The organism is Alteromonas sp. R7 (assembly GCF_055755235.1).
The window spans coordinates 57,789-83,807 of the sequence record NZ_JBVTQX010000014.1 but is presented as its reverse complement, the minus strand read 5'-3'; the positions used below and the strand labels follow the sequence as shown (position 1 = coordinate 83,807).

Annotated in this window: 19 protein-coding genes; 4 read left to right on the top strand and 15 right to left on the bottom strand. The window is 44.6% G+C overall.

Features of this window, described 5'->3' with window-relative positions; genetic code table 11:
* Positions 1-72: 72 nt before the first annotated feature.
* A complete protein-coding gene (locus AC0J2X_RS18580; RefSeq protein WP_039230292.1) occupies positions 73-1,371 on the top strand; it encodes a Xaa-Pro dipeptidase in 1,299 nt (432 codons plus the stop codon).
* A gap of 216 nt (positions 1,372-1,587) precedes the next feature.
* Here the strand turns inward: AC0J2X_RS18580 and pta are convergent, their stop codons facing one another.
* Positions 1,588-3,729: a phosphate acetyltransferase gene (gene pta, locus AC0J2X_RS18575; RefSeq protein ID WP_075176291.1), complete on the bottom strand. Its 2,142-nt coding sequence runs from the start codon at positions 3,727-3,729 to the stop codon at positions 1,588-1,590.
* A gap of 44 nt (positions 3,730-3,773) precedes the next feature.
* Entirely contained in the window at positions 3,774-4,955 is a 1,182-nt protein-coding gene (locus tag AC0J2X_RS18570; RefSeq protein WP_321825272.1) for an acetate kinase, read from the bottom strand.
* A gap of 390 nt (positions 4,956-5,345) precedes the next feature.
* On the opposite strand from AC0J2X_RS18570, the gene AC0J2X_RS18565 reads away from it, so the two are divergent.
* Positions 5,346-5,795: an Hsp20 family protein gene (locus AC0J2X_RS18565; RefSeq protein WP_014976128.1), complete on the top strand. Its 450-nt coding sequence runs from the start codon at positions 5,346-5,348 to the stop codon at positions 5,793-5,795.
* A gap of 100 nt (positions 5,796-5,895) precedes the next feature.
* Here the strand turns inward: AC0J2X_RS18565 and AC0J2X_RS18560 are convergent, their stop codons facing one another.
* From AC0J2X_RS18560 to dapB, 8 genes are all read right to left on the bottom strand, one after another.
* A complete protein-coding gene (locus AC0J2X_RS18560) occupies positions 5,896-6,288 on the bottom strand; it encodes a DUF3224 domain-containing protein (RefSeq protein ID WP_014948986.1) in 393 nt (130 codons plus the stop codon).
* 91 nt (positions 6,289-6,379) lie between these two features.
* Positions 6,380-6,919: an NUDIX domain-containing protein gene (locus tag AC0J2X_RS18555; protein WP_014976126.1), complete on the bottom strand. Its 540-nt coding sequence runs from the start codon at positions 6,917-6,919 to the stop codon at positions 6,380-6,382.
* Between the two features lie 10 nt (positions 6,920-6,929).
* Positions 6,930-8,780, bottom strand: coding sequence for a hypothetical protein (locus tag AC0J2X_RS18550; protein WP_472996294.1), 1,851 nt, complete (start codon positions 8,778-8,780; stop codon positions 6,930-6,932).
* Between the two features lie 129 nt (positions 8,781-8,909).
* A complete protein-coding gene (locus AC0J2X_RS18545) occupies positions 8,910-9,674 on the bottom strand; it encodes a methyl-accepting chemotaxis protein (protein ID WP_472996293.1) in 765 nt (254 codons plus the stop codon).
* A 486-nt stretch (positions 9,675-10,160) separates the two neighbouring features.
* A complete protein-coding gene (greA, locus tag AC0J2X_RS18540; RefSeq protein WP_014948981.1) occupies positions 10,161-10,637 on the bottom strand; it encodes a transcription elongation factor GreA in 477 nt (158 codons plus the stop codon).
* Positions 10,638-10,754: 117 nt separating this feature from the next.
* Positions 10,755-13,976: a carbamoyl-phosphate synthase large subunit gene (gene carB / locus AC0J2X_RS18535; protein ID WP_321825268.1), complete on the bottom strand. Its 3,222-nt coding sequence runs from the start codon at positions 13,974-13,976 to the stop codon at positions 10,755-10,757.
* Positions 13,977-13,989: 13 nt separating this feature from the next.
* Positions 13,990-15,120, bottom strand: a complete 1,131-nt coding sequence (gene carA, locus AC0J2X_RS18530) for a glutamine-hydrolyzing carbamoyl-phosphate synthase small subunit (protein WP_014948979.1) — start codon at positions 15,118-15,120, stop codon at positions 13,990-13,992.
* 371 nt (positions 15,121-15,491) lie between these two features.
* Positions 15,492-16,295 carry a 4-hydroxy-tetrahydrodipicolinate reductase gene (gene dapB / locus AC0J2X_RS18525; RefSeq protein ID WP_014976121.1) on the bottom strand — a complete coding sequence of 268 codons (804 nt, stop codon included), beginning with the start codon at positions 16,293-16,295 and terminating at the stop codon, positions 15,492-15,494.
* Positions 16,296-16,698: 403 nt separating this feature from the next.
* On the opposite strand from dapB, the gene AC0J2X_RS18520 reads away from it, so the two are divergent.
* Positions 16,699-17,382 (top strand): cytochrome b/b6 domain-containing protein, encoded by a 684-nt coding sequence (locus AC0J2X_RS18520; protein ID WP_069944239.1) that lies wholly within the window; start codon positions 16,699-16,701, stop codon positions 17,380-17,382.
* Here the strand turns inward: AC0J2X_RS18520 and AC0J2X_RS18515 are convergent, their stop codons facing one another.
* From AC0J2X_RS18515 to AC0J2X_RS18505, 3 genes are all read right to left on the bottom strand, one after another.
* Positions 17,383-19,287: a propionyl-CoA synthetase gene (locus AC0J2X_RS18515; RefSeq protein WP_472996292.1), complete on the bottom strand. Its 1,905-nt coding sequence runs from the start codon at positions 19,285-19,287 to the stop codon at positions 17,383-17,385. It lies immediately after the preceding gene.
* 189 nt (positions 19,288-19,476) lie between these two features.
* Entirely contained in the window at positions 19,477-22,065 is a 2,589-nt protein-coding gene (locus AC0J2X_RS18510; RefSeq protein WP_472996291.1) for a bifunctional diguanylate cyclase/phosphodiesterase, read from the bottom strand.
* 306 nt (positions 22,066-22,371) lie between these two features.
* Positions 22,372-23,634: a hypothetical protein gene (locus tag AC0J2X_RS18505; protein ID WP_472996290.1), complete on the bottom strand. Its 1,263-nt coding sequence runs from the start codon at positions 23,632-23,634 to the stop codon at positions 22,372-22,374.
* A 101-nt stretch (positions 23,635-23,735) separates the two neighbouring features.
* Here AC0J2X_RS18505 and AC0J2X_RS18500 point away from each other — a divergent pair, with 101 nt between their 5' ends.
* Positions 23,736-23,888 (top strand): hypothetical protein, encoded by a 153-nt coding sequence (locus tag AC0J2X_RS18500; protein WP_155279855.1) that lies wholly within the window; start codon positions 23,736-23,738, stop codon positions 23,886-23,888.
* A 115-nt stretch (positions 23,889-24,003) separates the two neighbouring features.
* Here the strand turns inward: AC0J2X_RS18500 and AC0J2X_RS18495 are convergent, their stop codons facing one another.
* Entirely contained in the window at positions 24,004-24,489 is a 486-nt protein-coding gene (locus AC0J2X_RS18495) for a c-type cytochrome (protein WP_472996289.1), read from the bottom strand.
* Positions 24,490-24,800: 311 nt separating this feature from the next.
* Complete coding sequence (dnaJ, locus tag AC0J2X_RS18490; protein ID WP_014948973.1) at positions 24,801-25,931, bottom strand: molecular chaperone DnaJ; 1,131 nt, start codon at positions 25,929-25,931, stop codon at positions 24,801-24,803.
* Positions 25,932-26,019 lie beyond the last annotated feature (88 nt).

Below are 26,019 nucleotides of genomic sequence, written 5' to 3'. Positions count from 1 at the left end.
ACTAACTCGATGTAGGACATGTTGAGCTTGTTTTTTTGCAAAGTTCAATGTGTGCTAATTAAGGAAATACTTGTGAACTGGGTTTCTCTTTTTTCAAAAAAACTACTCACCTTTTCTATCACTGCCATTGTTTGCTCTACTGCTGTTTTCGCAGAGACAACGGTAATTACTGCAGATCGCATGATTGACGTTGCTAACGGGAAAGTCGTCAAACAGGCGGCTGTTATTGTAACGGACAATATAATTACTGCATCTGGTCGTCTTAAAGACCTGACAGTTCCAAACGAAGCAACACGTATTGATTTAGGCAATGCCACGCTAATGCCTGGGTTAATGGATATGCACGTACACTTAACCAGTGATGCAACTCGACACGGGTACAAGCGTTTAGAAGTATCACTGCCCCGCGCGGCTATTACTGGCGTTAAACACGCTAAAGCAACGTTAGATGCAGGTTTTACCACTGTGCGTAATGTAGGTGCACCTGGTTTTGCTGATGTTGCGTTAAGAGATGCCATCAACGCGGGCGACGTAGTGGGACCGCGCATGTTTGTAGCTGGGCCAAGCCTAGGCGTAACTGGCGGCCATTGTGACAGCAATCTTTTGCCCTATGAGTATGACAATTATAGCGAAGGTGTAGCCGATGGCCCGTGGGAAGTACGCAAAAAAGTACGTCGAAATATTAAGTACGGCGCTACCGTGATCAAATTCTGCGCTACAGGTGGCGTTTTGTCTAAAGGCACAAAAGTAGGTGCACAGCAATACACATTCGAAGAAATGAAAGCCCTCATTGATGAGGCCCATTTGCGTGGTTTGACAGTAGCGACTCATGCTCATGGCACTAATGGCATTAAAGCAGCCATTAAAGCGGGTGTAGATTCAGTAGAACACGTAAGTTTGCTTGATGACGAAGCGATAGATTTAGCGAAAAAGAACGGTACTTACTTCTCTATGGATATTTACGTAACTGAATATATTCTGGGTGAAGGAGAGAAAGCCGGTATTCTAGAAGAAAGCCTGAATAAAGAGCGTATTGTTGGTAAAACTCAGCGCGAAAACTTTGAGAAGGCAGTTAAAGCTGGTGTAAATATGGTATTTGGTTCCGATGCCGGGGTTTACCCTCACGGTGATAATCCTAAGCAGTTTGCCCGGATGGTGAAGTTCGGTATGACCCCCATTCAGGCTATTCAAGCTGCTACTATTAACCCTGCCCGCTTACTGAAACAAGAAGCTACCCTTGGAAGTTTGGAAAAAGGTAAGCTGGCAGATATCGTCGCAGTGCCCGGCAACCCACTAGATGATATGAGCCTTATGGAAAAAGTGGGCTTTGTTATGAAAGATGGACAAATTGTGAAGCAGTACGCGATGTGATGAATGGCCGCTAAAGGAAAATCTTTAGCTTGTAGTTCATAGATTGCAGCTTGCTGCAAGGAGCATAGCAGAGGATAGTCGCTACGCAAGGTTAATAGCTTAGCAATACATCACACTGCATCAGACTAAGAAATAAAAAACGGCGCTAACTTCATTTGAAGTAGCGCCGTTTTTGTTAGCAGCAACTACCTTACAACAGATAGGTAGTCTACCCTGTTAAACGTTACCTGCCGCCTGAATAGCAGTAAGTGCTATGGTAAATACAATATCGTCAACCAATGCACCGCGACTTAAATCGTTAACGGGCTTTCGCATGCCTTGCAGCATTGGGCCAATACACACTAGATCGAAGCTACGCTGTACCGCTTTGTAAGTGGTATTTCCGGTATTGAGGTCAGGAAAAACAAACACGTTTGCCTTACCAGCAACAGGGCTATTTGGTGCCTTGCTCTTGCCCACACTTTCGATAGCCGCTGCATCGTATTGAAGTGGACCATCAATAAGTAAATCAGGGCGAAGGCTTTGCGCAATTTTGGTCGCTTCTCTCACCTTTTCTACATCGCTTCCTGCACCTGACGAACCAGTGCTGTAGCTAATCATCGCAACCCGCGGCTCAATGCCAAACATTTGTGCAGATTCCGCAGATTGAATAGCAATATCAGCGAGCTGTTGAGCGTTGGGATCTGGGTTAATTGCACAGTCGCCGTAAACCAAAACTTGGTCAGGCAACAGCATAAAAAATACTGACGACACCAAAGACGCGTTTTCAGCGGTCTTTATTAACTGGAGCGCTGGGCGAATAGTGTTCGCAGTTGTATTTACTGCACCTGACACTAATCCATCCACGTCATCTTGCTGAAGCATCATCGTGCCCAGAGTTACGTTATCTTCTAACAACTCTTGGGCAACCACTTCCGTCACACCTTTATGGCCGCGTAGCGCCACTAAGCTCTCAACATAGTCTTTTTTAATGGCCGACGGCGAGAGAATCTCAACGCCTTCGCTCAGTACAACACCTTGCTGTTCTGCTACCCGTCTAATCTCAGTTTCATCGCCTAGCAATACAGGACGAGCAAGACCCCGTTTGGCACAAATAGAGGCCGCCACCACGGTTCTTGGCTCGTTTCCTTCAGGAAGCACAATGCGTTTATTTACCTGCCTTGCACGGTTTGTTAGGTAAAAACGAAACGCTGATGGAGAGAGTTTTTTCTGGCGCGACACTTTTTGGGTAAGTGAATTTACCCAACTTGCGTCTAAACTTTCCGCAGTGTGAACCATCACCTTTTCAATGCGTTTACTGTCATCTACAGGTACTTCCTGATTAAAAGCGTGAAGTGCTTGTGCTGTTTGCCACGTATTGGAATTTACCAGCATAACCGGTAAACCCGTTTCCATGGCCTGGCTACACAACGCCATAATGTTTTCATCCGGCTGATAGCCGCCGGTAAGCAAGAGCGCGCCTAGCTTTGTGCCGTTTAATGCAGCTAAACAGCACGACACAAAAACATCGCCGCGATCACCCGACATTACAAGTAGCGCCCCCGGCTTTAAGGTGTGCGTCATATTGTGAATTTCTCGCGCGCAAAACGTGACACTACTTAAACGCCGCTCAGCCAACTCGCCTTCGTTTAACAAGCTAGCGTTAAGATGCTTCGCTACGTCGGTGGCGCGAGGAGATACTAAATCAGCGCTCCAGTCAATTGTGCCAAGTAGACTCAAGCCCTTTTTGAAAATAGGCAAATCACGTAAGGCTTGGGTTCGCTCTTCGTCGTGCTCAGGGGCTTCTATTGCGCCAATATCAGCGCGTAAGCGACCATGTTCATCAAAAGGCGCGTTAACCTTGTTGAAGATACAGCCCACTACTTTTTGACTTTTGTGACCGCCATAGGTGTCTACAACGATTTCGAGGCGATGATTGATATCCGTGGTCGACTCATTTCCCGGCACAGCCACGAAAACGATGTCGGCATCAAGTGCCCGACTAATTTCTAAATTCAGGCGCTCTGCATAAGGATGATGGCGAGTTGTCACCAGTCCTTCAATAACAGTAACAGCCTCTTGAACACTGCTTTCTTCAAACCGCTCGATGATCTCCTCTAAGAGCTCATCGGTGCTGTCGTTACTGATCATTCGCTCTACGTATTCAAGCTCGAAAGGCGTGATGGGCGACACACTGGCATGGTGCGCAATAATTGCTGTAGAGCGCTCTTCGCCGTTATCGCCTTTACGTGGCTGTGCAACGGGCTTAAAGAAATTGAGCTTTATGCCTTGTTCCTCGATAGCACGAACAAGGCCCATGCTGACCGTAGTTAGGCCAACACTTGTGCCTACGGGGATCAACATAATTCTGCGAGACATAGTTACTCCTGCTTTTGCTAACGCGTTGGCGTTGCTTATATAATTTACGCGAAGGTTGCAGCTTCTGCGGCTATCACCCATTCTTCATTTGTAGGCACAACATAAACTGCCGTTGATGCGGTATCAGCGGTAATCTTTCCACCTTGACCAAATCGCGCGTCGGCATTTCTTTGCTCATCTAAGCTAATTCCAAAGTGGGCGAAATACCCCATAGTTGTCTCACGAATAAGCGATGAGTTCTCCCCTATTCCGCCTGTAAATACAATAGCGTCTAACGTGGGCACGGCTACCATATAACCCGCGATGTATTTAGCTAAGCGATAGCAAAAAATTTCAATGGCCAATAATGCACCTTCGTGACCTTCAAGCGCCGCATCTTCAAGGGTTCGACAGTCGTTACTCAGCTCTGAGATACCAAGTAATCCAGACTGTTTGTTCAGTAAATCACTTATCTCATCTGCGGTTTTGCCAAGCTTCTTCTGCAGCGTTCCCGGTAGACTCGGATCTAAGTCGCCACAGCGAGTGCCCATAACTAAGCCTTCAAGAGGAATAAAGCCCAGGCTTGTGTCTACCGCCACACCTTTTTCTATAGCCGACACACTGCAGCCATTGCCTAGGTGGGCACTGATAATGCTGGTATCTGAAACCGGCTTCTCAAGAATTTTTGCCATGCTATCAAGTATGAACTTGTGACTGGTTCCATGGAATCCGTAGCGTCTTATGCCGTGCTCGCGATAAAGCGACATGGGTAAAGCATAAATAAAGGCTTTTTGGGGTAAGGTTTGAAAGAAAGAAGTATCAAATACGACTACGTGAGGCAGGTCAGGGTAAGCCTCTTGCGCCGTGACGATCCCCTTTAGGTTCGCCATATTATGAAGCGGAGCCATGCTTGCATAATCTTCAATTGCTTTTAGTACGCTATCATCGACAAGTGCAGCCTGCTTAAACTTTTCACCACCATGAACAACACGATGCCCTATTGCGATAGGCTTAACGCCCGTACTAGCGATAACTTCTGAAATTGCGCTTAACGCTTCGGTATGGCCAGCTTTTTCAGGTAGTGCGCGTTTTTCTTTTTTGCCGTTTAACTTGTAAGACAAACTAGCATCACTATTACCTAGTGCTTCAGCAATACCAGACAGTCCAGCCTCTCCAGTGTCAGCGTCAATTATCGCGAACTTTACGGACGAACTGCCGCAATTTAAAACTATAACTTCTTTCTTCATTTTTTAAATTTACAAATAAAAGTGGTAAGACATTTTGCTTAACCAAATTGTAGCATTTATAAACAACCGGATTGGTTAAACAATTGCTAAATGTTTTATAAAAAACATCGCATACACTTATTGTATGTGAGGTTTTTTCTCAATATTTATTGAAAAGCACGCGATTCATTTCATGCCGTAAAAAAAGAAAAAAATAAAACCAATAAATACATACACTTAAAATTAAATCCAAGTTTTTTTGGAAAAAATATGCATTTTCTTTCTTGAAAAGTATTTGGGCCATTCCTATATATGTTTTGTCGGCGCTGAAAGGTCAGGTCGACAAAACCGCCGCCGCAGAGTCGGGGCATTTAAACTTTTAACATATTGCTTAATTTTGAGGATATGACTATGCGTACTATCGATCTATCTCCACTTTACCGTTCATTCATTGGTTCTGATCACCTAGCTTCTTTAATTGATGCAGCATCTCGTGCTGAGAAGCAAAGTACCTACCCGCCGTATAACATAGAGTTACTTGGCGATGACAAGTATCGTGTAACCATGGCTATCGCCGGCTTTAGTAAAGACGACGTTTCTATTCAGGTTGAAGAAAACACGTTGACGATTACGGGCACGAAGAAAACGGAAGCGGACGATAAAGAAAGCAAAGAGCGTAAGTTCTTACACAAGGGCATTTCAGAGCGTAACTTTGAGCGTAAATTCCAACTTGGCGACCATGTAAAAGTGCTTGCTGCAGATATGGAAAACGGTCTGTTACACATCGATATGGAGCGAGTCATTCCTGAAGCCAAGAAGCCTCGTCAAATAGAGATTGGTTCTCGTTTAATTGAAAATTAATAGTTAGTTTCTTGGTTTGTTTCCCAACTTTTAGCGGCGCCTTTCGGCGCCGTTTTTTTTGGGCTTAAAAAATCGCTTTTCGTTGCCACTTACCCATTACTCAAGCGTTGTCGATTTCAATGGCGTAATCAGCTTTACCCGATTCACCAGACTTAAAGTTACCTCGAAGGTTTTTTCCCGTCAGTTCACCTGTAGCAGACCCTTCAATTGATATAAATTCGCTGCTTGCAACTCCATTCTCAAACTTACCGGCATGCTGAAAAGTAACCGTGCCGCGCATACCGTTTACTACGCCAACGAAGGTTTCAAACCCGGTAAATTTGGCAGACATCTGAGATTGATAAGACATCAAAAACTCGACATTAGATTCGCCACTCATTTCACCAGAATACACCTGCTTAATACTAGCGTGAGATACCTTAATTCCCTCTGATCTTTCACTAAGTGTGTCTTCGTCCCATTGAGTAATGGAAAAGCTTCCTTTGAACGCCATAAATATCTCTTTATAAATGGTTTTTAGTTATAAACTGTAAACCCTAGCTTCTCAGAAAGAAAAAAACAGTCAGCAAATTGTAACAGGGTGTTTAGATAATCCCCTTAAGCATGGCTAACCCCACTGCGTTACAGGTGCTTGCATCCTTGATTTCTCCACGTTTTATTTTCTCCTTTAACTCATTTAAGGAGAGTGAAACAACGCGCAAGTCTTCTTCCTCAACATCGAGTTTTTGTGCGCCTTGGGTGAGGCCTTTAGCTACATAAATGTGATAACCCTGATTACAAAAACCGTATGCTAAATATTGAAAACCCACATATTCCATTGAATCTGCAGTTAAGCCAGTCTCTTCTTTAAGTTCACCTTTCGCCAATTCAACAGGGTCGACATCAGGGTTACTTTCCCATGCACCTTGAGGCAACTCAAGCTGGCGCTCTTTTATGGTATAGCGATATTGCTCAACCATGTAAACCGTATCGCCTTCTATCGGCAAAATAATAGCGAAGTCAGGCTTTTCCACCACGCCGTAAATGCCTTCGTTTCCACTGCTGCGTTGTATTTTGTCTTCTCTTACGCGAAGCCATTTGTTTTCGTACACAACTTTTGTATCTAGTGTTTTAATATCAGCCATGCCTCACTCCTCACTCACTGTCTTTTTCGTTTCGAAGAAAACCTGCACTTTCTTCCGTCTCTTTAAGTGTTAGGCGATCGTCAGGGTTTTTATTAAACGCTCGGGTTTGTTGATTAACTTGATGAATGGTACTTGCATTGGCTAAGTCTGATTCATTAGTGATTGAAGCGATGGTCTCTCTACCGCGTAAGAATGCTTTAATTTCGTCGACGATTTCCTTCAATTCTCCGTCGTTTTTGTTCATTCCCATTACAAAGCGCGGGGCTTCCAGATTGTTCATACCGCTAGTGGCGAATATAGAAGTGTTAATTCGGCTAGTAATGATCCACGGTGTGATACTGCTTCTAACTACGACATTTTCAGACCGTGTAGAATCGTGAATTGCCATACCTGTTGAAACTCTAGACTCGGTATACGTGCCTTCGGTTTTCATGTACATCAGCAAAGAGTTAAAGTTCAGCTCGCCCCAAAACATGTGAGACGCGTTATTTAAAATACTTCCTGCCGCTCTGAAAGTAAGCCAAGCGAATATCAGCATGAGCAAATTATTGACCATAGAAAAAGCATTGTTCAACAGTGCGCTGTTATCTACACCGATATTGATAACCAGATGTAGTAGCTCAGCGAGCTGTACGCCAGATGAGTAAAACAATACCGCGGCAACAACGACGGCAACTTGCGCAATGGCGCTCAGCGCTACTTTAGCCCCTTTGGGTAATGCTACCCCCTCACTGAGGGTTGGCTGAGTTTCTATCAGTAATTCCCCTTCAAAACTACCCTTCCCTTCAGCCTGCTCTTTAAGCTTAGGAACAAAATCGGCGTATATTCTGTTTGGGACTTCCTTGTAACGACGGTTGGCAAGCACGATGTTTTCTATATTGATAAAAATCTCATTGGGATGAACAGACTCTTGCATGTTTGCTCGAAATTCGCTGACTTCAGTTTGTGGTGTCACTAAATCCATGCGCTTTTTAAGTAATGGAAATACAAGACCTATCACCACGCCGATACTGATGAAAAGGTATACAAAGTTCAGCCAAGCGCTAAAAAAAGCGTGTTCTTCAGACCAGGTTTTAAGTTCATTGATATTACTTCCCACCACACCATCGAGAAACACACCCGCACCAAGAGGAACGACTAGTGCGAATCCAATGATTACACCAATTGACAACCCTCCCGCTTTAGCAAGTTGCGAGTTTCCTTCGTTATGGATGCCCTTTGCCGTAGAGGTCCAGTTGGCAACAAAATAGATAAGCAATACCAAAGAAAGAACAGGCATAACGACAATTTTTGCGACTTCACCTGCAAAGCCATTACTTACTAAAAAATAGACGATGGCGTAGGTAACTAAGCCCACGATAAGTGTCGCCCCCATGGCTAAAATTTCTTGGGCAAGATGGCGTAGCGGGTAAGGTAAGAAAACAAGCTTAGGAAAAACGCTGTGAACTAGCCGAGCGAGCCAGCCTTTTGGCTCCTCAAAGGTAGTATTTCGTCTTCCCATAAGCATAGAGTGCAGTGATTCTTTTGAGTAAAGCAGGGATTTTTGCTCTGCCTGAGCAGCATCTTGTTCAGATTTTGAGAAGTTGTAGGCCAGTGAAGTGGGAACCGTTCTACCTACAAAAAAGCGCATAAGTTGAAGGATACCAACCGCCGTATGGCGTATTCCCGATACCACTAAAACAAAACCAACCGCTAGCAAGGTATAGCCTTTCACCTTGTTGGCTTCAAATATTGCCGGTACTGTGAAAACAACGTAAACCGCTAACAGTAGCGTTAAGACACCACCCAGTGTTCTAAGCGCTCCTTCTGTCTTAAATGGGTTCTTTATCCCTAGCGTCTGAGAACCAAAATCATAAGCCATGATGCATCCTTTCGAAAACAAAAGGAAAAATCATACTTAGTGTAAGTAGATTGAGCAATGATTTTAAGTAGAGCGCCCGCCAGTCAGAGACTACAATTTTTTAAACTCGGGCTATTTACCGTTCTTAATCTACGTTAAACCCCCGATAGTGCGTTGCAGTAACTGGTTGTTGCGCTGCATTTCATCAGACAGGTCAGACAATTGTTGTGCAATGTAAAGTTCGTGCCGCGCGGCTTCCTCAACCGCTACTACATCTTTAGCTACCACTTCCGTGGTCACTGACTGTTGCTCGGCCCCAGACGACATATTACTCGCCATAAGCTCGAGCTCGCACGCTGCTTCTTTCACCTTTTCCGCAGTTTGCCGACCTTCAATAGTTGTATTCATTGACGCTTCTATAGATACAACATTCTTGTTGATATCATCGACAACAATTACGCTGGCGTCCTTTAGGCTCACTAACAGCGTAGATATTTTATCTGACGCTTCCCTGCTACTTTGTGCAAGCTTTCTTACTTCGTCAGCAACGACGGCAAAGCCTCGGCCATGCTCCCCTGCTCTAGCAGCTTCAATTGCTGCATTAAGTGCGAGAAGATTAGTTTGGTCGGAAAGGGTATTGATAGTTTCCAGTATATTTCCTATTTCGCTGACTTTCATTTCCATTTGAGCGGCATTAGATTGAACATTTCGAATATCATCTGAAAGCACTACCATGCTCTTTCGTATATTGTCGTTGGCTAAGAGCGAATGGTCAGCTAAACGATCTAGGCATTGACTCGCATTAAGCGTTGCCGACGAAGAACTGGCAATCTCACGGCTTGTTACCGCCACCTCTTCAACCGCCGATGCAATATTAGTGGTGAGTTGCTGAGTACTCCCAGCGTCACTTAGCATTTCAGCGCACGCCGTTTCTAAATTGTTTGATAATCGAGAGCTTGTGCTTATCGACTGGCCTAACCCCCGAATAAGGTCACGTAAAGCTAAGATGGTTGTGTTAACAGTACGAGATGCATCACTTCTTTCGAAGCAACGGATTAATGAAAAGGTGATAAAACCGATACATCTACAACTGGCTCCAGAGCTAAGTATAGGCCTCTTTGTAAAAGCGGTGGATTTTTATACTAAAAATCGCATGTATTTTGGGATAGGAAAACGCAAGTGAGCTAACGGGACAGCGTCATCACTAAATTTCATACTTAAAGTACTAGCGCAGCAGGAACAGGGCTAACCGTTGAGTTCAATCAATGCTTAATAAACAACAATACACAGGCAAGAAAATTAAAAAACGCTTTGGCTTAACAGATTACAAATCCATGATCGGATTCAGAAGTTTTGTGACGGAAAATATAGCCAGCAGAAGGACTCTGCTGGCTTGCGTAGTTAGATATATTCTACTTCGATGATTTCAACTTCAACTGCGCCGGCTGGCGTTTGAATCGTTACCATGTCATCAAGCTCTTTGCCTATTAGGCCACGAGCGATAGGTGAATTTACCGAAATCAAGTTGTTCTTAATATCAGCTTCGTCATCACCAACAATACGGTAGGTGGTTTCTTCATCGGTATCGACGTTTAGAATGGTTACGGTAGTACCGAAAATAACCTTACCCGTATTTTCCATTTTGGTAACGTCGATAATCTGTGCATTTGATAGCTTGCCTTCAATATCTTGAATGCGGCCTTCACAGAAGCTTTGCTGCTCACGGGCCGCGTGGTACTCAGCATTTTCTTTTAAGTCACCATGTTCACGTGCTTCGGCAATAGATTCGATAATACGTGGGCGTGTTTTGGTTTTTAGCTCATTTAATTCGTCACGCAGCATTTGAGCGCCGCGCGCTGTCATTGGATACTGACTCATGAATACCGTCTCACTTAGCTAGTAATTTAAACAGAAAAGTGCGCCGCGAAGGCGCACTTTTTATTCGTTCACACAAATGTAATATTGCTAGGATACCTCGTATCCTAGCGTATGTCATTAGTGTTTGAGTCTAGCGTGTAGTTCTTGAACTGACGCCACTTTATTGCGGTCATCAGCAGACTTAGCACGGATAGTTGCGAACGCTGCGTTCATTGTCGTGGTGTAAGTTACCTTGTTTAGCAAGGCTTCACGACGAATGTACACTGAGTCGGTGATGGCTTGACGACCTTCTGTTGTATTAATCAAATACGCGTATTCGCCATTTTTGATTGCATCAACAATATTAGGGCGGCCTTCAGACATCTTATTAACCACAGTACTCATGATGCCTGCATCATAAAGCTCGGTAGCCGTACCGCGGGTAGCTTCAATGCTGAAGCCCGCTTCGACTAACGCTTTTGCCAGTGCGATCATACGAGGCTTGTCGTTATCACGTACTGAAATTAACGCTTTACCTTGCTTAGGTAGTGGCGCACCCGCACCTAAGTTAGCTTTAGCATAGGCTTCTTCGAAGGTATCGCCAACGCCCATTACTTCACCCGTTGAGCGCATCTCTGGGCCTAGCAGTGGGTCAACACCTTGGAACTTAGCAAATGGAAGCACCACTTCTTTCACAGAGTAGAAAGGTGGAATCACTTCTTCTGTTACGCCCTGCTCGGCTAGGCTCACGCCAGCCATTACACGTGCTGCAACTTTAGCAAGAGGTACACCCGTTGCCTTAGAAACGAATGGAACGGTACGTGCTGCACGAGGGTTAACCTCGATTAGGTATACTTCACCATCTTTAATCGCAAACTGTGTGTTCATCAGACCGACTACGCCAAGTTCAAGCGCCATGGCTTTAACTTGTTCGCGCATGACATCTTGAATCTCTTTTGAAAGCGAGTGTGGAGGTAATGAACACGCAGAGTCACCAGAGTGAACACCCGCTTGTTCAATGTGTTCCATGATGCCGCCAATCACTACGTCTTTGCCGTCGCAAATAGCATCGATATCAACTTCAATAGCATCATCCAAGAAACGGTCTAGCAATACTGGCGCGTCGTTGGACACTTTAACCGCTTCATTAAGGTAACGCTTAAGATCTTTGAGGTCATACACGATTTCCATCGCACGACCACCTAGCACGTAGCTTGGACGAACCACTAGCGGGAAGCCAATCTCTTCAGCCATAGTTAGCGCTTGCTCAACGTTAGTTACCGTGGCATTCGCCGGCTGCTTGAGGTTAAGCTTGTTCACCATTTGCTGGAAGCGCTCACGGTCTTCGGCACGGTCAATCGCTTCTGGTGAGGTACCGATAACCGGTACACCCGCCGCCTCTAGTGCACGAGCAAGTTTAAGTGGCGTTTGACCACCATATTGCACGATAACGCCTTTCGGCTGCTCTTTAGCAACGATTTCAAGTACATCTTCCAGCGTTACTGGCTCGAAGTACAGACGGTCTGATGTGTCGTAGTCGGTAGATACTGTCTCAGGGTTACAGTTAACCATAATGGTCTCGTAACCGTCTTCACGCATTGAAAGCGCCGCGTGAACACAGCAGTAGTCGAACTCAATACCTTGACCAATTCGGTTTGGACCGCCGCCCAAAACCATGATCTTGTCTTTGTCAGTTGGCGCTGCTTCACACTCTTCGTCATACGTTGAGTACATGTAAGCTGTACTGGTAGAGAATTCTGCTGCACAAGTATCTACACGCTTGTAGACAGGAGAAATACCAAAGTCACGACGGGTTTCACGAATATCGCTTTCTGCCACTTTGGTTAGCTCAGCAAGACGCGCATCAGAGAAGCCTTTACGCTTAAGTGCGCGCATAAAGTCAGCATCAATACCTGGTAAACCAAGCTCTGCTACTTTAGCTTCAAGAAGAATAAGATCTTCAAGCTGTACAAGGTACCAGCGGTCGATATTGGTAAGGTTAAATACCTCTTCAACCGTCATGCCCATACGGAATGCATCACCGATGTACCAAATGCGCTCTGCACCAGGCTGACGAAGTTCATAAACCACTTTATTGCGTGATTCAGGGTCTTGAAGGTCAACCATTGGGTTAAGGCCTGTCGCACCTACTTCAAGACCGCGAAGGGCTTTTTGCAGTGATTCTTGCTGGTTACGGCCAATGGCCATCACTTCACCTACCGACTTCATTTGAGTAGTCAGTCGGTCGTTAGCACCGGCAAACTTCTCAAAGTTAAAGCGTGGGATCTTAGTCACTACGTAGTCGATAGACGGCTCGAAAGATGCTGGCGTTAAGCCACCTGTAATGTCGTTTGCTAATTCATCTAGCGTATAACCTACCGCAAGTTTCGCTGCTACTTTCGCAATTGGGAAACCTGTTGCTTTCGAAGCAAGCGCTGATGAACGAGATACGCGAGGATTCATTTCGATGATTACTACACGACCAGTTTTCGGATCTACACCGAACTGTACGTTTGAACCACCGGTTTCAACACCAATCTCGCGCAGTACAGCCATCGCTGCATTACGCATTAGCTGGAATTCTTTGTCAGTCAGGGTTTGTGCTGGAGCAACTGTGATTGAGTCGCCGGTATGCACGCCCATAGGGTCGAAGTTTTCGATAGTACATACAATAATGCAGTTATCTGCTTTATCGCGTACTACTTCCATTTCGTACTCTTTCCAACCTAGCAACGATTCATCGATAAGCAGCTCGTTGGTAGGAGAAAGGTCTAAGCCACGGTGACAAATTTCATTAAATTCATCAATGTTGTACGCGATGCCGCCGCCGGTTCCACCCATGGTGAAAGACGGACGAATGATACAAGGGAAGCCGATGCGGCTTAGTACATCGTGCGCTTCATCCATGCTGTGCGCGATTTCCGCACGTGGACATTCAAGGCCGATGTTTTTCATTGCTTTGTCAAAGCGCTCGCGGTTTTCTGCTTTATCGATTGCATCTGCCGTTGCACCGATGAGCTCACAACCGAACTCTTCAAGTACGCCGTGCTTGTCTAGCTCTAGCGCACAGTTAAGCGCAGTTTGTCCACCCATTGTAGGTAAGATGGCATCTGGACGTTCTTTTTCAATGATCTTGCGAACTACTTCCCAGTGAATAGGCTCGATATAAGTCGCATCTGCCATTTCTGGGTCGGTCATAATGGTTGCTGGGTTAGAGTTAACCAAAATAACACGGTAGCCTTCTTCTCGAAGGGCTTTACACGCTTGCGCGCCTGAATAATCGAATTCACAAGCCTGGCCGATAACAATAGGGCCAGCACCAATGATAAGAATACTTTGTATGTCGGTACGTTTTGGCATAGCGGGCTAATTCCTACTGCTTGTGTTGTTCAATAAGTTCGATGAAGTGGTCGAATAACGGTGCCGCTTCATGAGGACCTGGGCTGGCTTCAGGGTGACCCTGGAAGCTGAACGCAGGCTTGTCGGTGCGGTGAATACCCTGCAGCGACTTGTCGAACAACGAAATGTGAGTTACTTCTAGGTTATCTGGCAAGCTAGACTCATCAACTGCAAAACCGTGGTTTTGGCTAGTGATCATAACTACATTGCGCTTAAGGTCTTTAACCGGGTGGTTTGCACCGTGGTGACCAAACTTCATCTTCACTGTCTTCGCACCACTTGCGATAGCAAGTAGCTGGTGACCAAGACAAATACCAAATACAGGCGTACCGGTTTCGACGATAGTTTTGATTGCGGTTACTGCGTAGTCACATGGCTCTGGGTCGCCTGGGCCATTTGACAAAAATACACCATCAGGATTCATGGCTAGTACGTCTTCAGCAGGCGTTTGCGCTGGTACTAACGTAACTTTACAACCGCGGTCAGCTAGCATGCGAAGAATATTATTTTTAACACCGTAGTCAAAAGCAACAACGTGATATTTGAACTCGCTTGGTGTTACATAACCTTTACCAAGTTCCCAACTGCCCTCTGTCCATGTTTTTGGCTCAGTAATACTTACTACCTTTGCCAAATCCATGCCTTTAAGGCCAGGGAAAGCTTTTGCTTGCGCTAGTGCGCTAGACTCGTCTAATTCATCAGAGCAAATAATGCAGCCGTTTTGTGCACCTTTGTCTCGCAAGATACGCGTTAAGCGACGTGTATCAATGTCGGCAATACCCACAACGCCTTTCGCTTTAAGGTATTCAGACAAAGTTTGCTGTTGACGAAAGTTACTAGCAACAAGAGGTAGGTCACGGATGATTAGACCTTTCGACCAGATTTTATCTGCTTCGACGTCTTCTTCGTTAGTGCCGGTGTTGCCAATGTGTGGATAAGTAAGGGTGATGAGTTGTTCAGCGTAGGATGGGTCGGTGAGAATTTCTTGATAGCCGGTCATGGAAGTATTAAAAACGACTTCCCCAACGGCGGAGCCTGTAGCGCCTATCGCCGTACCTTTAAAAACAGAACCATCCTCTAACACCAAAAGGGCAGAATTAGCCAAGTCAACCTCCAGATTAAGGATAACTATGTGTTTGTGCAGTTTTCTGCACAAACCCCACAAAAAACGGGAGTTATTGATAACAATACATCCCGTTTTACGATCTTTGCAGCTAATAAAACCGCACTCTTCAGCCATTTTGGCGGCCTCAGAATACGAAATTCTGGCAAATTCCGGCGAGTATACATCACTGACCGAAAATGGCAAATTTATTTGTAATAATTTACTAAAATACCGCTTATACCACCATTTTTACGCAGAACCACCGAAAGTACGGCTTATTGCTCATTTAAAGTGCAACTTTAGTTTAACACTTTGATAACGCCCTCAAGCTCGCCTGCTAATTTAGCTACAGCATGCTGGCATAAAAACGCCTATAGCTTTAAATCCAGTACATCAACCATGGAGTATAGACCAGGTTCTTTTCCATACAACCACTTTGCTGCATGCACTGCACCTTTCGCAAAAGTAAGTCGACTTGATGCCTTGTGCGTAATCTCCAGGCGCTCACCAATATCTGCAAATAAGGCTGTGTGTTCACCGACAATGTCTCCGGCTCGAATTGTTGCGAAGCCAATAGTACCTTGGTCGCGTTCAGGCTCTTTTCCTTCTCTACCGTATACAGCGCAGGTTTTTAAATCACGGCCCAATTCGTCAGCAATGGCTTCACCAATGGCCATGGCTGTACCAGAAGGCGCGTCTTGTTTAAATCTGTGATGTGCTTCTGTTATTTCGATGTCAGCCGTTTCACCCAGCACACTTGCAGCTTGTCGAACCAGGGAAAGCATTAAATTTACGCCCACACTGTAATTAGCCGCAAATACGATAGGTATATGCTTTGCTGCTTCGTCGAGTGCCGCTAACTGTGAATCGTTTAATCCAGTAGTTCCAATAACAACAGGCATTTTATTTTTAACGCACCACGTAAGATTACTTTCAATAACCGAAGGCAGGGTGAAATCGATCATTACATCTGCATCATTACCACTTAAATCTGATAGCGCAGTACAATCAACGTCTTTTTTGCCAATGCCCGCAAGTTCGCCCACATTTAGTCCAACCCAAGGTGAATCATCGCGTACCGTTGCCACGCTAAGTTGTGCATCGTCACTTAAATCTAGCGCTTCAACTAAAACCCGTCCCATACGCCCGTTGGCGCCAAATAATCCTACTTTCATTTTTTCGTTTTACACTTTTTTAAACCTTCAACTGTGAGGCATTTTGCCAAATGCCGTCACTATTGCAATGTGAGATTCATATTAAATAGGCATAACAAGGAATCGGTAAGATTTAACCACTACCAATCTGCATAGTTCTTTGCCAAAACTTCAGGCTCGGATGTAAAAAAATTCAGTACACGATGCTTAGGACATGTTGAGCTTTACTGCGCATTTTTGATGCAAAGATCAACATGTCCTAATTGCAACACTAAGACAAACAGAGGTTTTCTGCCGTTGGGCCTACTTGTTTTATAGAGTAAGTTAAGCGACGCTATGGCAATTAACAGATGACCGAGTACTTATTCGTCACCGCTGAACGGCAAGTGTGGATAAGTCAGAATACAACCCAACTAAATTTACTATGCAAAAAACTCTTATATGGGATATTCCCACCCGGCTTTTTCACTGGCTTATTGTAGCGAGCTTTTTAGCGCAATATGCAACAGTAGAATGGCTTGAAAACAAAGTGCAATGGCACTTTTACATTGGGTACTTCACCTTATTCCTTATCGTTTTCCGCATAATCTGGGGATTTGTTGGTACGCAACACGCCAAGTTCAGTAGCTTTATTACTGGCCCCAGAAAGGTTTTCAATTATATAAAAACCTTATTTAACAGGCAGTCAGAACCCGCTATTGGCCACAACCCTCTAGGCGGATGGTTTGTCGTCGTTATGCTAGTGTTGCTTGCCATACAAGCGGTATCGGGATTGTTCATGACCGATGATATTTTCTTAGACGGTCCCTATCGCCAGCTAGCCGGAGAAGAAACACTAGCGCTAATGAACACTCTGCATCACCTTGCCTTTGATGTGTTACTTTACATTATCGCACTTCATATAGGCGCGGTAATATTTTACAGCGTGTATAAGAAGCAAAAATTGGTTCCCGCCATGGTGCATGGCAATAAGGAGTCAGCAACAGCAGGTATTACTGACTCGCGAATTCTACGTGCTTTTGTTGTGGCGCTCATCGCCGCAGCAGCTGTATATGTGGCTATTGAAGTATACCCGCCAGCTCCACAGGCAGATGAATATTACTACTAGCTAAACAGCCGTGGGCTTGTTGACCAAGCCCTTCTCTCGCATGAGCGTCTCAATCTCACTTACGCTTGACGGATCATCGATGGTTGAGGGTACGGCAACAGATTCATTGGCTGCAATTTGACGCAGCAGTTTTCGGAGTATTTTACCTGACCGGGTTTTGGGTAAACGATTGACGACGATGGCTCGCTTAAAGCACGCCACTGGCCCGATTTTATCTCGAACCCGTTGAACCAAATCTTGCTCAAGTGCCTGTTCATCAACGGTAACGCCGTCTTTTAGCAGTACCAAGCCAACTGGCAATTGCCCTTTCAGTGCATCATTGATGCCTATTACACTACATTCAGCAATGGCAGGATGTCCTGCAAGCACTTCTTCCATTTCACCGGTAGATAACCGGTGCCCGGCAACGTTTATGACATCGTCGGTGCGACCCATTATAAATACGTAGCCATCTTCATCTACGTACCCGTTATCTCCGGTACTGTAATACCCTTCAAATTCTCGTAAATAGCCATCAACAAACCGTTGATGGTCTTGCCAAATCGTTGTCAAACAACCTGGGGGAAGCGGTAACTTGATAGCAATAGCGCCTTTTTCACCGGTTATTTGCTGTTCATCAGCTCCTTGCAATACCTTTACGTTAAACCCAGGTGTAGGCACGCTTGATGAACCGGGTTTCGTAGCCATTGGCTCAAGCCCCATCGGGTTTGAACAAATTGGCCAGCCAGTTTCGGTTTGCCACCAATGGTCGATAACAGGAACACCTACTTTCTCGCTCGCCCAGAAATATGTTGGCGGATCTAGACGTTCACCCGCCATAAATAAGGTACGCAAGCTCGACATATTGTATTTAGATAAAAACTCAGCATCAGGGTCCGCTTTTCGTATCGCTCTAAATGCTGTTGGAGCTGCAAAAAGCACATTCACTTTGTGAGACTCTATCATACGCCAAAATGCACCGGCATCAGGAGTGCCAATGGGCTTTCCTTCGAACAGTACCGTCGTTGCGCCTTTTATGAGCGGGCCATAGACAATATATGAATGACCGACCACCCAACCAACATCCGATGCAGCCCAAAAAATATCGTCCTCACTAATACCGTAAATCGCGCCCATTGAATAATGAAGAGCAACCGCGTGCCCGCCATTATCTCGAACGACCCCCTTGGGTTTACCGGTTGTACCTGAAGTATAAAGAACATAAAGCGGGTCAGTTGCATCGACGGCAACAGGAGAAGCTGGCACGCTAGCTTCAACCAGAGAGAGCCAATCGTGGTCAGTTGCTTCATTTAACTCAGCAATTAGCTGAGGGCGTTGATACAACACGCATGCCTGTGGTTTGTGCTCTGCCAATGATATTGCTTCATCAACAAGAGGTTTGTACGGTAGAACTTTATTGCCTTCAATGCCACATGACGCAGTAACAATAACTACCGGTTTTGCGTCATCTATTCGTACTGCAAGCTCATTTGCGGCAAAGCCACCAAACACCACAGAGTGCACAGCTCCCAAACGAGCGCAAGCAAGCATCGCGATCACTGCTTGCGGGATCATGGGCATGTAGATAATCACGCGGTCGCCTTTCGTCACACCCAAGCGAGATAAGCCGCCTGCGAACTCGGCAACACGGTTTAATAGCTCTTTGTAAGTAAAGTGCTGAGTGGTTTGTGTAACAGGTGAGTCATAAATAAGCGCGGTTTTATCGCCACGACCATTTTTTACGTGATGATCAAGCGCTAAATAGCTAGTGTTAAGCTGCCCTCCCCTAAACCAGTCGAAGTAACCATTATCTGTAGGTTGGCATCCTTTTTGAGGAGGTTGAAACCACGCTAGCTTTTGTGCTTGTTCTAACCAAAACTCATCGGGGTGCTGGGTCGAGGCAATATATTCATCTTTATAAGTCATAACCATGTCCTGAGTAGGGTTTATCTTCACCCTACGATAGTTACATGACATCTACTAATAAGACTTCAGGCGTAGATCGACTAACAAGTTGATTTACATAAATTTAAACTTTATCTATCCGTTTGATAACAAGAGGTATCGAAGCGGTTGTTTCAACGCATACTTGAATAAGCCCTCGACTGCGTAGGGTCAAATACCTTCTTTATATTGCTTCTCACTAATTTTACTTTTCCAATCACCTACACTCATGGGTTTATCTAAGTAATATCCCTGAAATGCTCCGCAACCACATGCCTTAGCTTGATCTAATTGACCCGTTGTCTCTATTCCCTCAGCTACGGTATTTATGTGTAACGCTTTGGCCATGTTGCAAATACTTGTAACTAATAATGTTTTTTGCTGCGAGCCTTCCATCGCTTCGACAAATACCCTGTCTACTTTCAGTTCGGTAATTGGCAAATCTTGAAGATAATTTAAATTTGAGTCACCAAGACCAAAATCGTCGATAGACAAACTAAACCCTTGTTCCGCTAATTCTCTAACGCGACGTTGAATAACGCTCACCCCTCTTATCAATGCACCTTCAGTGAGCTCTAGAGTTAAATTTTTGTGTGACACGCGCCACTTATTTACTATTGCGACAAACTTACTCACAAAATCAGCTCGCGCTAAGTGCTTTGCACTGATATTAACAGACAACTTAGTGTTAATTTTATTTGACTGGCATTCACTAAGTAACCCGCAGGCTTCGTTACACACCCACAGCCCGAGTTCAGCAATAAAATCATTCTCTTCGGCAATAGGAATGAATTCAGAAGGGCTTACTGTACCCATATGAGGATGCTTCCACCTTAACAACACCTCTGAGCTTATAACGTTCTTCGTTGCATCGTATTGAGGTTGTAGCTCAATATATAACTCGTTGTTAGAAATAGCCCTGCTCAGAGAGTGTTTAATGTAATTGTACCGCTCGATATCAATTGCATTAACATGAAAATACTCGTGCTCCGACTTAAAAGTAGAAGTATTTTTTACCTCTCTTAAAGGTTTTCTCGACAATAGTTCTTTTATCTTTTTAAACGAAAAATGCTTCGTTGGAACCGTGCAACTTATGGTTTGCGTATCAATATTTAAGAGGCTGTTGTGCAGGGTTATTGGCGCTAGCACGTGATCGTGGATAAGAATAGCGCAATCGTGTGCAGCATTTAGAGACTGTGCTTCTTCACTAAAATATTGATGAAGATGAATATAAAAAGCGCCTCTCTCACATTTGAATATACTGGCTGAATTGCGCTTGTTAATTTCGAATATGCGAATGAAGCGACTAGCCAAAATTCTCAGAATATAGTCTATCGTTGGCTCTCCAAACGCATTTTCGTATTCTTTTATGTTACAGATAGCAACGCGCATAAACGTGGCAAATGGTTTAGATGACTTGTCGTCATGAGCTTTATCGCCAAGGTATCGCTCAAATTGGTGTAAGTTCGGAAGACCTGTCACCGTATCGATTAAAGCGAGTTGTTTGTAATGCTCAATTTCGTGGTTTTGATTAGTGATATCGCGCACTGAGGCGATAATTAATTGTTGATTATGTACAGAGCATTTCGACAAATTAACTTCACAGGCAATACGTTTACCATTTTTATGGCGAAGACATTCGTTTACCGAGCCATTTTCGCTACACCATGCTAAACCCGCTGGTATGTTTATGAAACAAGAAGGCGCATCGGTATTTTGCACCTTGGTTGATATTAATTTTATATCTTGCCCAATCAGCTCTTCGGGCTCAAAGCCTAATACAGAATAAACGCGTTCATTTGCAGTTAGAATAGTGCCATGTTCATCTATGCTTAACACCACGCTATCCACATTATTCAATAAACTGGTCAGATAATCTGTGTAGTTATGTTGTGAATCCGATAGACGCTGTATTTCCGTTTCATCCTGCACTGCGCCATAAAGCCGGGTTAATTTAATTCCGCTAGCATTTCCTCGCTGAACCTGTAAGAACACGGTTAGTTTTATACTTTTTCTGCGACCTTGCTTGTCGTGAAATTCAAAGTGCTTTACGAACTCTCTATCTTCTTTAAGCGCTTTAAAAACGCGCTGCTTTAAGTCTCTTCTATCACTCGAGGTAAGCATATCGAGCACTTCATTAAGGCCGACGCTTTTTACACGAGGTAAGCCTAATAAGGCTTTCATCACCTCAGTCAGAGAAAGTACGCCTGTGAATCTGTCAATCTCCCACGCGCCCACTTTAGAAATTGAACTCACCTCTTCTAACAAGGCAAGCTGTTCGGATAACTTGTCTGAATAGGGATGACGCGCCAGCTCATATTGGTAACTAAGCTCTACTTTTTGGCGCGTAATATCTATCAATGTATGTTGTAGAGGGCTCAATACACTGTGGCGTACAAAAGTGAGAACAACACCCATTACTTCATTTTGCATATCTCGCACGGTAGCAACTACTACATAGCTATCAGCATAATGTTCGAGTGAAGGGGGAAAGATAAAATCTTTGCAAGGTATTGGAGCGCTCAAAGGTGTAAGCGGGAGCATGAGCAATACATGTGAAGGAAAAACAACACTCTCGGCTTCTAATGATAGGTGGTTTACGTCGCAAGATAATACCGTTGCTCTTCCATTGCTAGGGTTTACCGAGGCAAGTAATATACACAGAGCCTCTGTTTTCGTTCGACTTTCATTGAGCAACACAGAAATGTTTTGCTGTGTTGTGCGCATGGTTGACAACATGCGTTCACTGCGTAAATCCATCTAAGCAAACCTTTTGATATCTCTTCGAATTCAGCACAAACGATAGCAGCACGACAATAAAAGGATGAAAAGTTGTGTCGTGGTTTTAAGCGCTTTACAAGTTTTGCTGTTTCAGTTGTCTACGAGCTGTTTTATATTTTTTAAAAGCAGGACCTGCGAAGATTGGGTACCTAAACGCGTACCTTCAGTCGAAGAAAATTATCGCCAAGCCTGAGTGTTTAACATAGCCAAGAATTGTACAAATTTCCAGCAAAAACCCGTTGAAACGTTTCGAACCCGTGGAAAGTTCTTATTATTACGAATTAACTATTTGAAATCCGGGATAGTACTTGCGAGCTCTTTTATCTGAACAGGATCTAACACTACTGAGCTTAGCGCGCTAGAAACAGTTTGCGTGGGAAGGGCTGTATTCTTGCTAAAAAATTCACGGTCACGCAACTTGAATTTACGCGTTATTGTCGGATACAAGTAATTTTCTGTCAGCCAAAGGACTGCCGCTACTTCTGGGCCCGCCGCCATAAGCCCCGCAGCGAAAAAGCCTACGCCAATAGCGACCCTCGCGACTGCAGATTCCGATTGCTTTTCACCAAACAACGATGACAACTGCTTCGAATAGGCACGAGCCTCAGCAGTTAAACACTCTTCTGTACCTTGCCCAGAAAAATAGTCATCTTGAGCTTGACGGTACGCTCTCAACTGTTTGCCGACATCGCTAAACGGAGATACTAGTTCCGCCCATTTTGGCCCGCTATTCATTGATATATTTTGCGGTACACGCAATCCGGGTATTGAAACATGCTGCATTTGTAACTCTTGATCTACTTTGGATAAATCAGCAAACGCTGAGCTAAACCGTGTTTCGACCAAAATTTGCTGTTTCGACAAAGATGGCTGGCTACCCAAGCAAACACCGAAATTATAGTGATACGCCTCACAGGCCAGGTGCATCATAGCTAGACGCCCTTGATGGTTATCAGCTAAGCACTCAGTGACCGCAGACTCCCAACGGGTTCGGGTAGCCTCTTTGTCGTATCGATTTGATTGTTCATACAAATCAAACACTCGTCGCCACTGGTCATGACTGACACTGCCAATTGATAAGTCTTCTGGTGTGCGTTCAGCCAACCGCATGATCATTTGATCAAAGCCATGACTGATGTGTTTTTCTGGCCAAGGTATAAAATTATCCGTTTCTTCTAACAGTGGCTGCCACTTACGTAATTCTCGCTTCAAACTTGGCCATTCGGCAGAATTTTTCAAAACGTTGAAACTGGCAACACCTTGATCCGCCATTTTCTCTGGTAAGGAGACTAAATCGGCGTTCCGCGATAAGATCCTTACAAAACCTTGCTCAATTAGTGACGTGAGCGGAGAACAACTGGGGTTTAGAATAGCTTGCCTTGCCGCACTATTATTAAGTAAATACCCATCATTGATAAGTATCTTCTCTCCTAATATAGCCTTCCTCACTAGCAATTGATTAAAGTAGTTTATATCAGCGTCGAATTGCCAAGGAAAACGCTCTACAACATCGTCCAGTGTACCTACATACGTTAGCGAGGGTCGCATCTTATCTCCATATTAAAAATCTGTTGTTAAGCACTTACGAATATACCACAGCGTATGGGTCTTAACGATGTACTCTCGTAGACACGTTCTACAAGGCTATAATGAAGTCAATTTCTGAGGTGGCTAAGTGTGTGGCGATGCCTGATGCTTATTACCTACAAAGCCCTGGACGAAAAAGTACACTGCTGTTTGAGGAAGGTTGCGAGTCTGCACTTCAGCGCCACTCTCAATTTATCTGTATGATTGAATTATAAAATACTAATTAACACATCGAAGTACTAATCGAGGTTTTGGGTCAGTAAAATGCAATAGTACATTCTTACTGACCCGATATTAGAGCGCTTTCACGTGTTGAAAAACAAGCTTGGGCTAGTCCTTCTTATAGTCGTCATGGCATGATTTACAACTTGCACCAATTTTACCGATTGCACCTCTGTACGCGCTTTCATCACCCGCTTTAACAGCTGCTTGAAGCCCTTGCGCTGCCGTTTTAAGTGCCATCACTTTCTTTTCTACATCTGAGAAATTTTCCCAAATTTCATCTTTTGCGCCAGTTTCAACGTCAAACTTACGGGTATCAACTGATAAATAATTGCCCATCATGTCAGCAAGTTGTTCTAGACGTACGGCATTTGTTTCCATAACGCTTTCGTCAAATGGTAGAGCACCTTTTGCCATGCCACCTAACGGTCCCATGTTACTGCGTACTAACTGAAAAACGGCCTGGCGATATTGTGTTGCAGCTCCCGCGTGTTTTTCTGACGTTGCTTCTGTCACGTCAGCAGCTAATACCGAGCCTGATAAGATTGCGCCTGCCGTGGCAGCGCTCAGTAGCAATTTACTTGAAAATTTCATGCCTGTTCCCTTGTTAGGTAAATATTATTCATTGGTCTCAAACGGGCTTTTAAGCCTTGTGATCTGCAAGCTAAAAGTCCCGATACTTGGGTTATCGTGACGAATAGTCGGATGATGCGCAAGATTTTTAGCGGTAAAAGTAAGTAAAGAAAAGACTAACTCCCCCTTTCCTTCTTAAAGTGAGCACTTTCTATTACAAATACCAATCTGCATGGATAATTGGCCACTCATAAGAGCGCGTTTAAGTGCCTTTCAAAAATAAAAAAGCCCTCAACTGAGGGCTTTCAAATGAAGTATGTACTACTAAGCAATTAGTTCGTTAAGTCGTCAAAGAACTTTTTAACGCCGTCAAAGAAGCCTTGCGCTTTCGGGCTATGCTTACTTGACGCTTTACCCATCGACTCTTCAAGCTCTTGAAGTAGTTCTTTTTGGCGAGATGATAAGTTTACTGGTGTTTCGACCACAACCTTACACATTAAGTCGCCCATGGCACCGCTTCGCACTGATTTAACACCTTTACCACGTAGACGGAACATTCGGCCAGTCTGCGTTTCAGGGCTGATTTTCAGTTTTACTTTCCCATCTAGCGTTGGCACTTCTAGCTCGCCGCCAAGGGCTGCCGTAGTGAAGCTCAACGGTACTTCACAGTACAAATTGTTGCCATCGCGCTTAAAGATATCGTGCTCACGTACGTGGACCTGAACGTATAAATCACCTGGAGGTGCACCGTTCTCTCCAGCTTCACCTTCGCCTGATAGACGAATACGATCACCGGTATCTACGCCAGCTGGAATTTTAACGTTAAGGGTCTTAGTCTTTTCTTTACGACCGTGGCCATGACAGCTGTTACAAGGATCTTCAATGATCTTGCCTTTGCCCGAACACGTTGGGCAAGTCTGCTGAACAGCAAAGAAACCTTGGCGCATTTGAACTTGGCCATTGCCGTGACAGGTTGGACAGGTCTTAGGTGAAGAGCCTTTCTTCGCACCAGAACCATCACAGACTTCACACTCGACCAAAGTTGGTACGCGAATATCTACGCTCTTGCCACGAACCGCTTCTTCAAGCGTTAGCTCTAAGTTGTAGCGAAGGTCTGAACCTTGACGTGCGCGAGATTGACGACCTCCTCGGCCACCGCCGAAGATATCACCAAATACATCACCAAAAATATCGCCGAAATCGGCACCACCACCGAAGCCACCGCCACCACGGTTAGGATCTACTCCCGCGTGGCCATATTGGTCGTATGCTGCACGTTTCTGCGAATCTGACAGAATTTCGTAGGCTTCCTGGATTTCTTTAAATTTATCTTCCAGGCCTTTATCGCCTTGCGTACGGTCAGGGTGATATTTCATCGCCAGCTTCTTATACGCCTTTTTAATTTCGCGTTCGCCTGCGCTTTTATCTACCCCGAGTACTTCGTAGTAGTCTCGTTTCGACATATCGTTTACATATCCTACTTTTTGTCGATAAGCATTTTATGCTCATCGAATCTACATCTGACTGTTGTGAAAATAACCTGAACACACA

Coding starts and splice junctions, on each gene's coding strand:
- pta (WP_075176291.1), bottom strand. CDS start 3,729: ATGTCTCGCAGAATTATGTTGATCCCCGTAGGCACAAGTGTTGGCCTA.
- AC0J2X_RS18570 (WP_321825272.1), bottom strand. CDS start 4,955: ATGAAGAAAGAAGTTATAGTTTTAAATTGCGGCAGTTCGTCCGTAAAG.
- AC0J2X_RS18565 (WP_014976128.1), top strand. CDS start 5,346: ATGCGTACTATCGATCTATCTCCACTTTACCGTTCATTCATTGGTTCT.
- AC0J2X_RS18560 (WP_014948986.1), bottom strand. CDS start 6,288: ATGGCGTTCAAAGGAAGCTTTTCCATTACTCAATGGGACGAAGACACA.
- AC0J2X_RS18555 (WP_014976126.1), bottom strand. CDS start 6,919: ATGGCTGATATTAAAACACTAGATACAAAAGTTGTGTACGAAAACAAA.
- AC0J2X_RS18550 (WP_472996294.1), bottom strand. CDS start 8,780: ATGGCTTATGATTTTGGTTCTCAGACGCTAGGGATAAAGAACCCATTT.
- AC0J2X_RS18545 (WP_472996293.1), bottom strand. CDS start 9,674: ATGCTAAGTGACGCTGGGAGTACTCAGCAACTCACCACTAATATTGCA.
- greA (WP_014948981.1), bottom strand. CDS start 10,637: ATGAGTCAGTATCCAATGACAGCGCGCGGCGCTCAAATGCTGCGTGAC.
- carB (WP_321825268.1), bottom strand. CDS start 13,976: ATGCCAAAACGTACCGACATACAAAGTATTCTTATCATTGGTGCTGGC.
- dapB (WP_014976121.1), bottom strand. CDS start 16,295: ATGAAAGTAGGATTATTTGGCGCCAACGGGCGTATGGGACGGGTTTTA.
- AC0J2X_RS18520 (WP_069944239.1), top strand. CDS start 16,699: ATGCAAAAAACTCTTATATGGGATATTCCCACCCGGCTTTTTCACTGG.
- AC0J2X_RS18515 (WP_472996292.1), bottom strand. CDS start 19,287: ATGACTTATAAAGATGAATATATTGCCTCGACCCAGCACCCCGATGAG.
- AC0J2X_RS18510 (WP_472996291.1), bottom strand. CDS start 22,065: ATGGATTTACGCAGTGAACGCATGTTGTCAACCATGCGCACAACACAG.
- AC0J2X_RS18505 (WP_472996290.1), bottom strand. CDS start 23,634: ATGCGACCCTCGCTAACGTATGTAGGTACACTGGACGATGTTGTAGAG.
- AC0J2X_RS18500 (WP_155279855.1), top strand. CDS start 23,736: ATGAAGTCAATTTCTGAGGTGGCTAAGTGTGTGGCGATGCCTGATGCT.
- AC0J2X_RS18495 (WP_472996289.1), bottom strand. CDS start 24,489: ATGAAATTTTCAAGTAAATTGCTACTGAGCGCTGCCACGGCAGGCGCA.
- dnaJ (WP_014948973.1), bottom strand. CDS start 25,931: ATGTCGAAACGAGACTACTACGAAGTACTCGGGGTAGATAAAAGCGCA.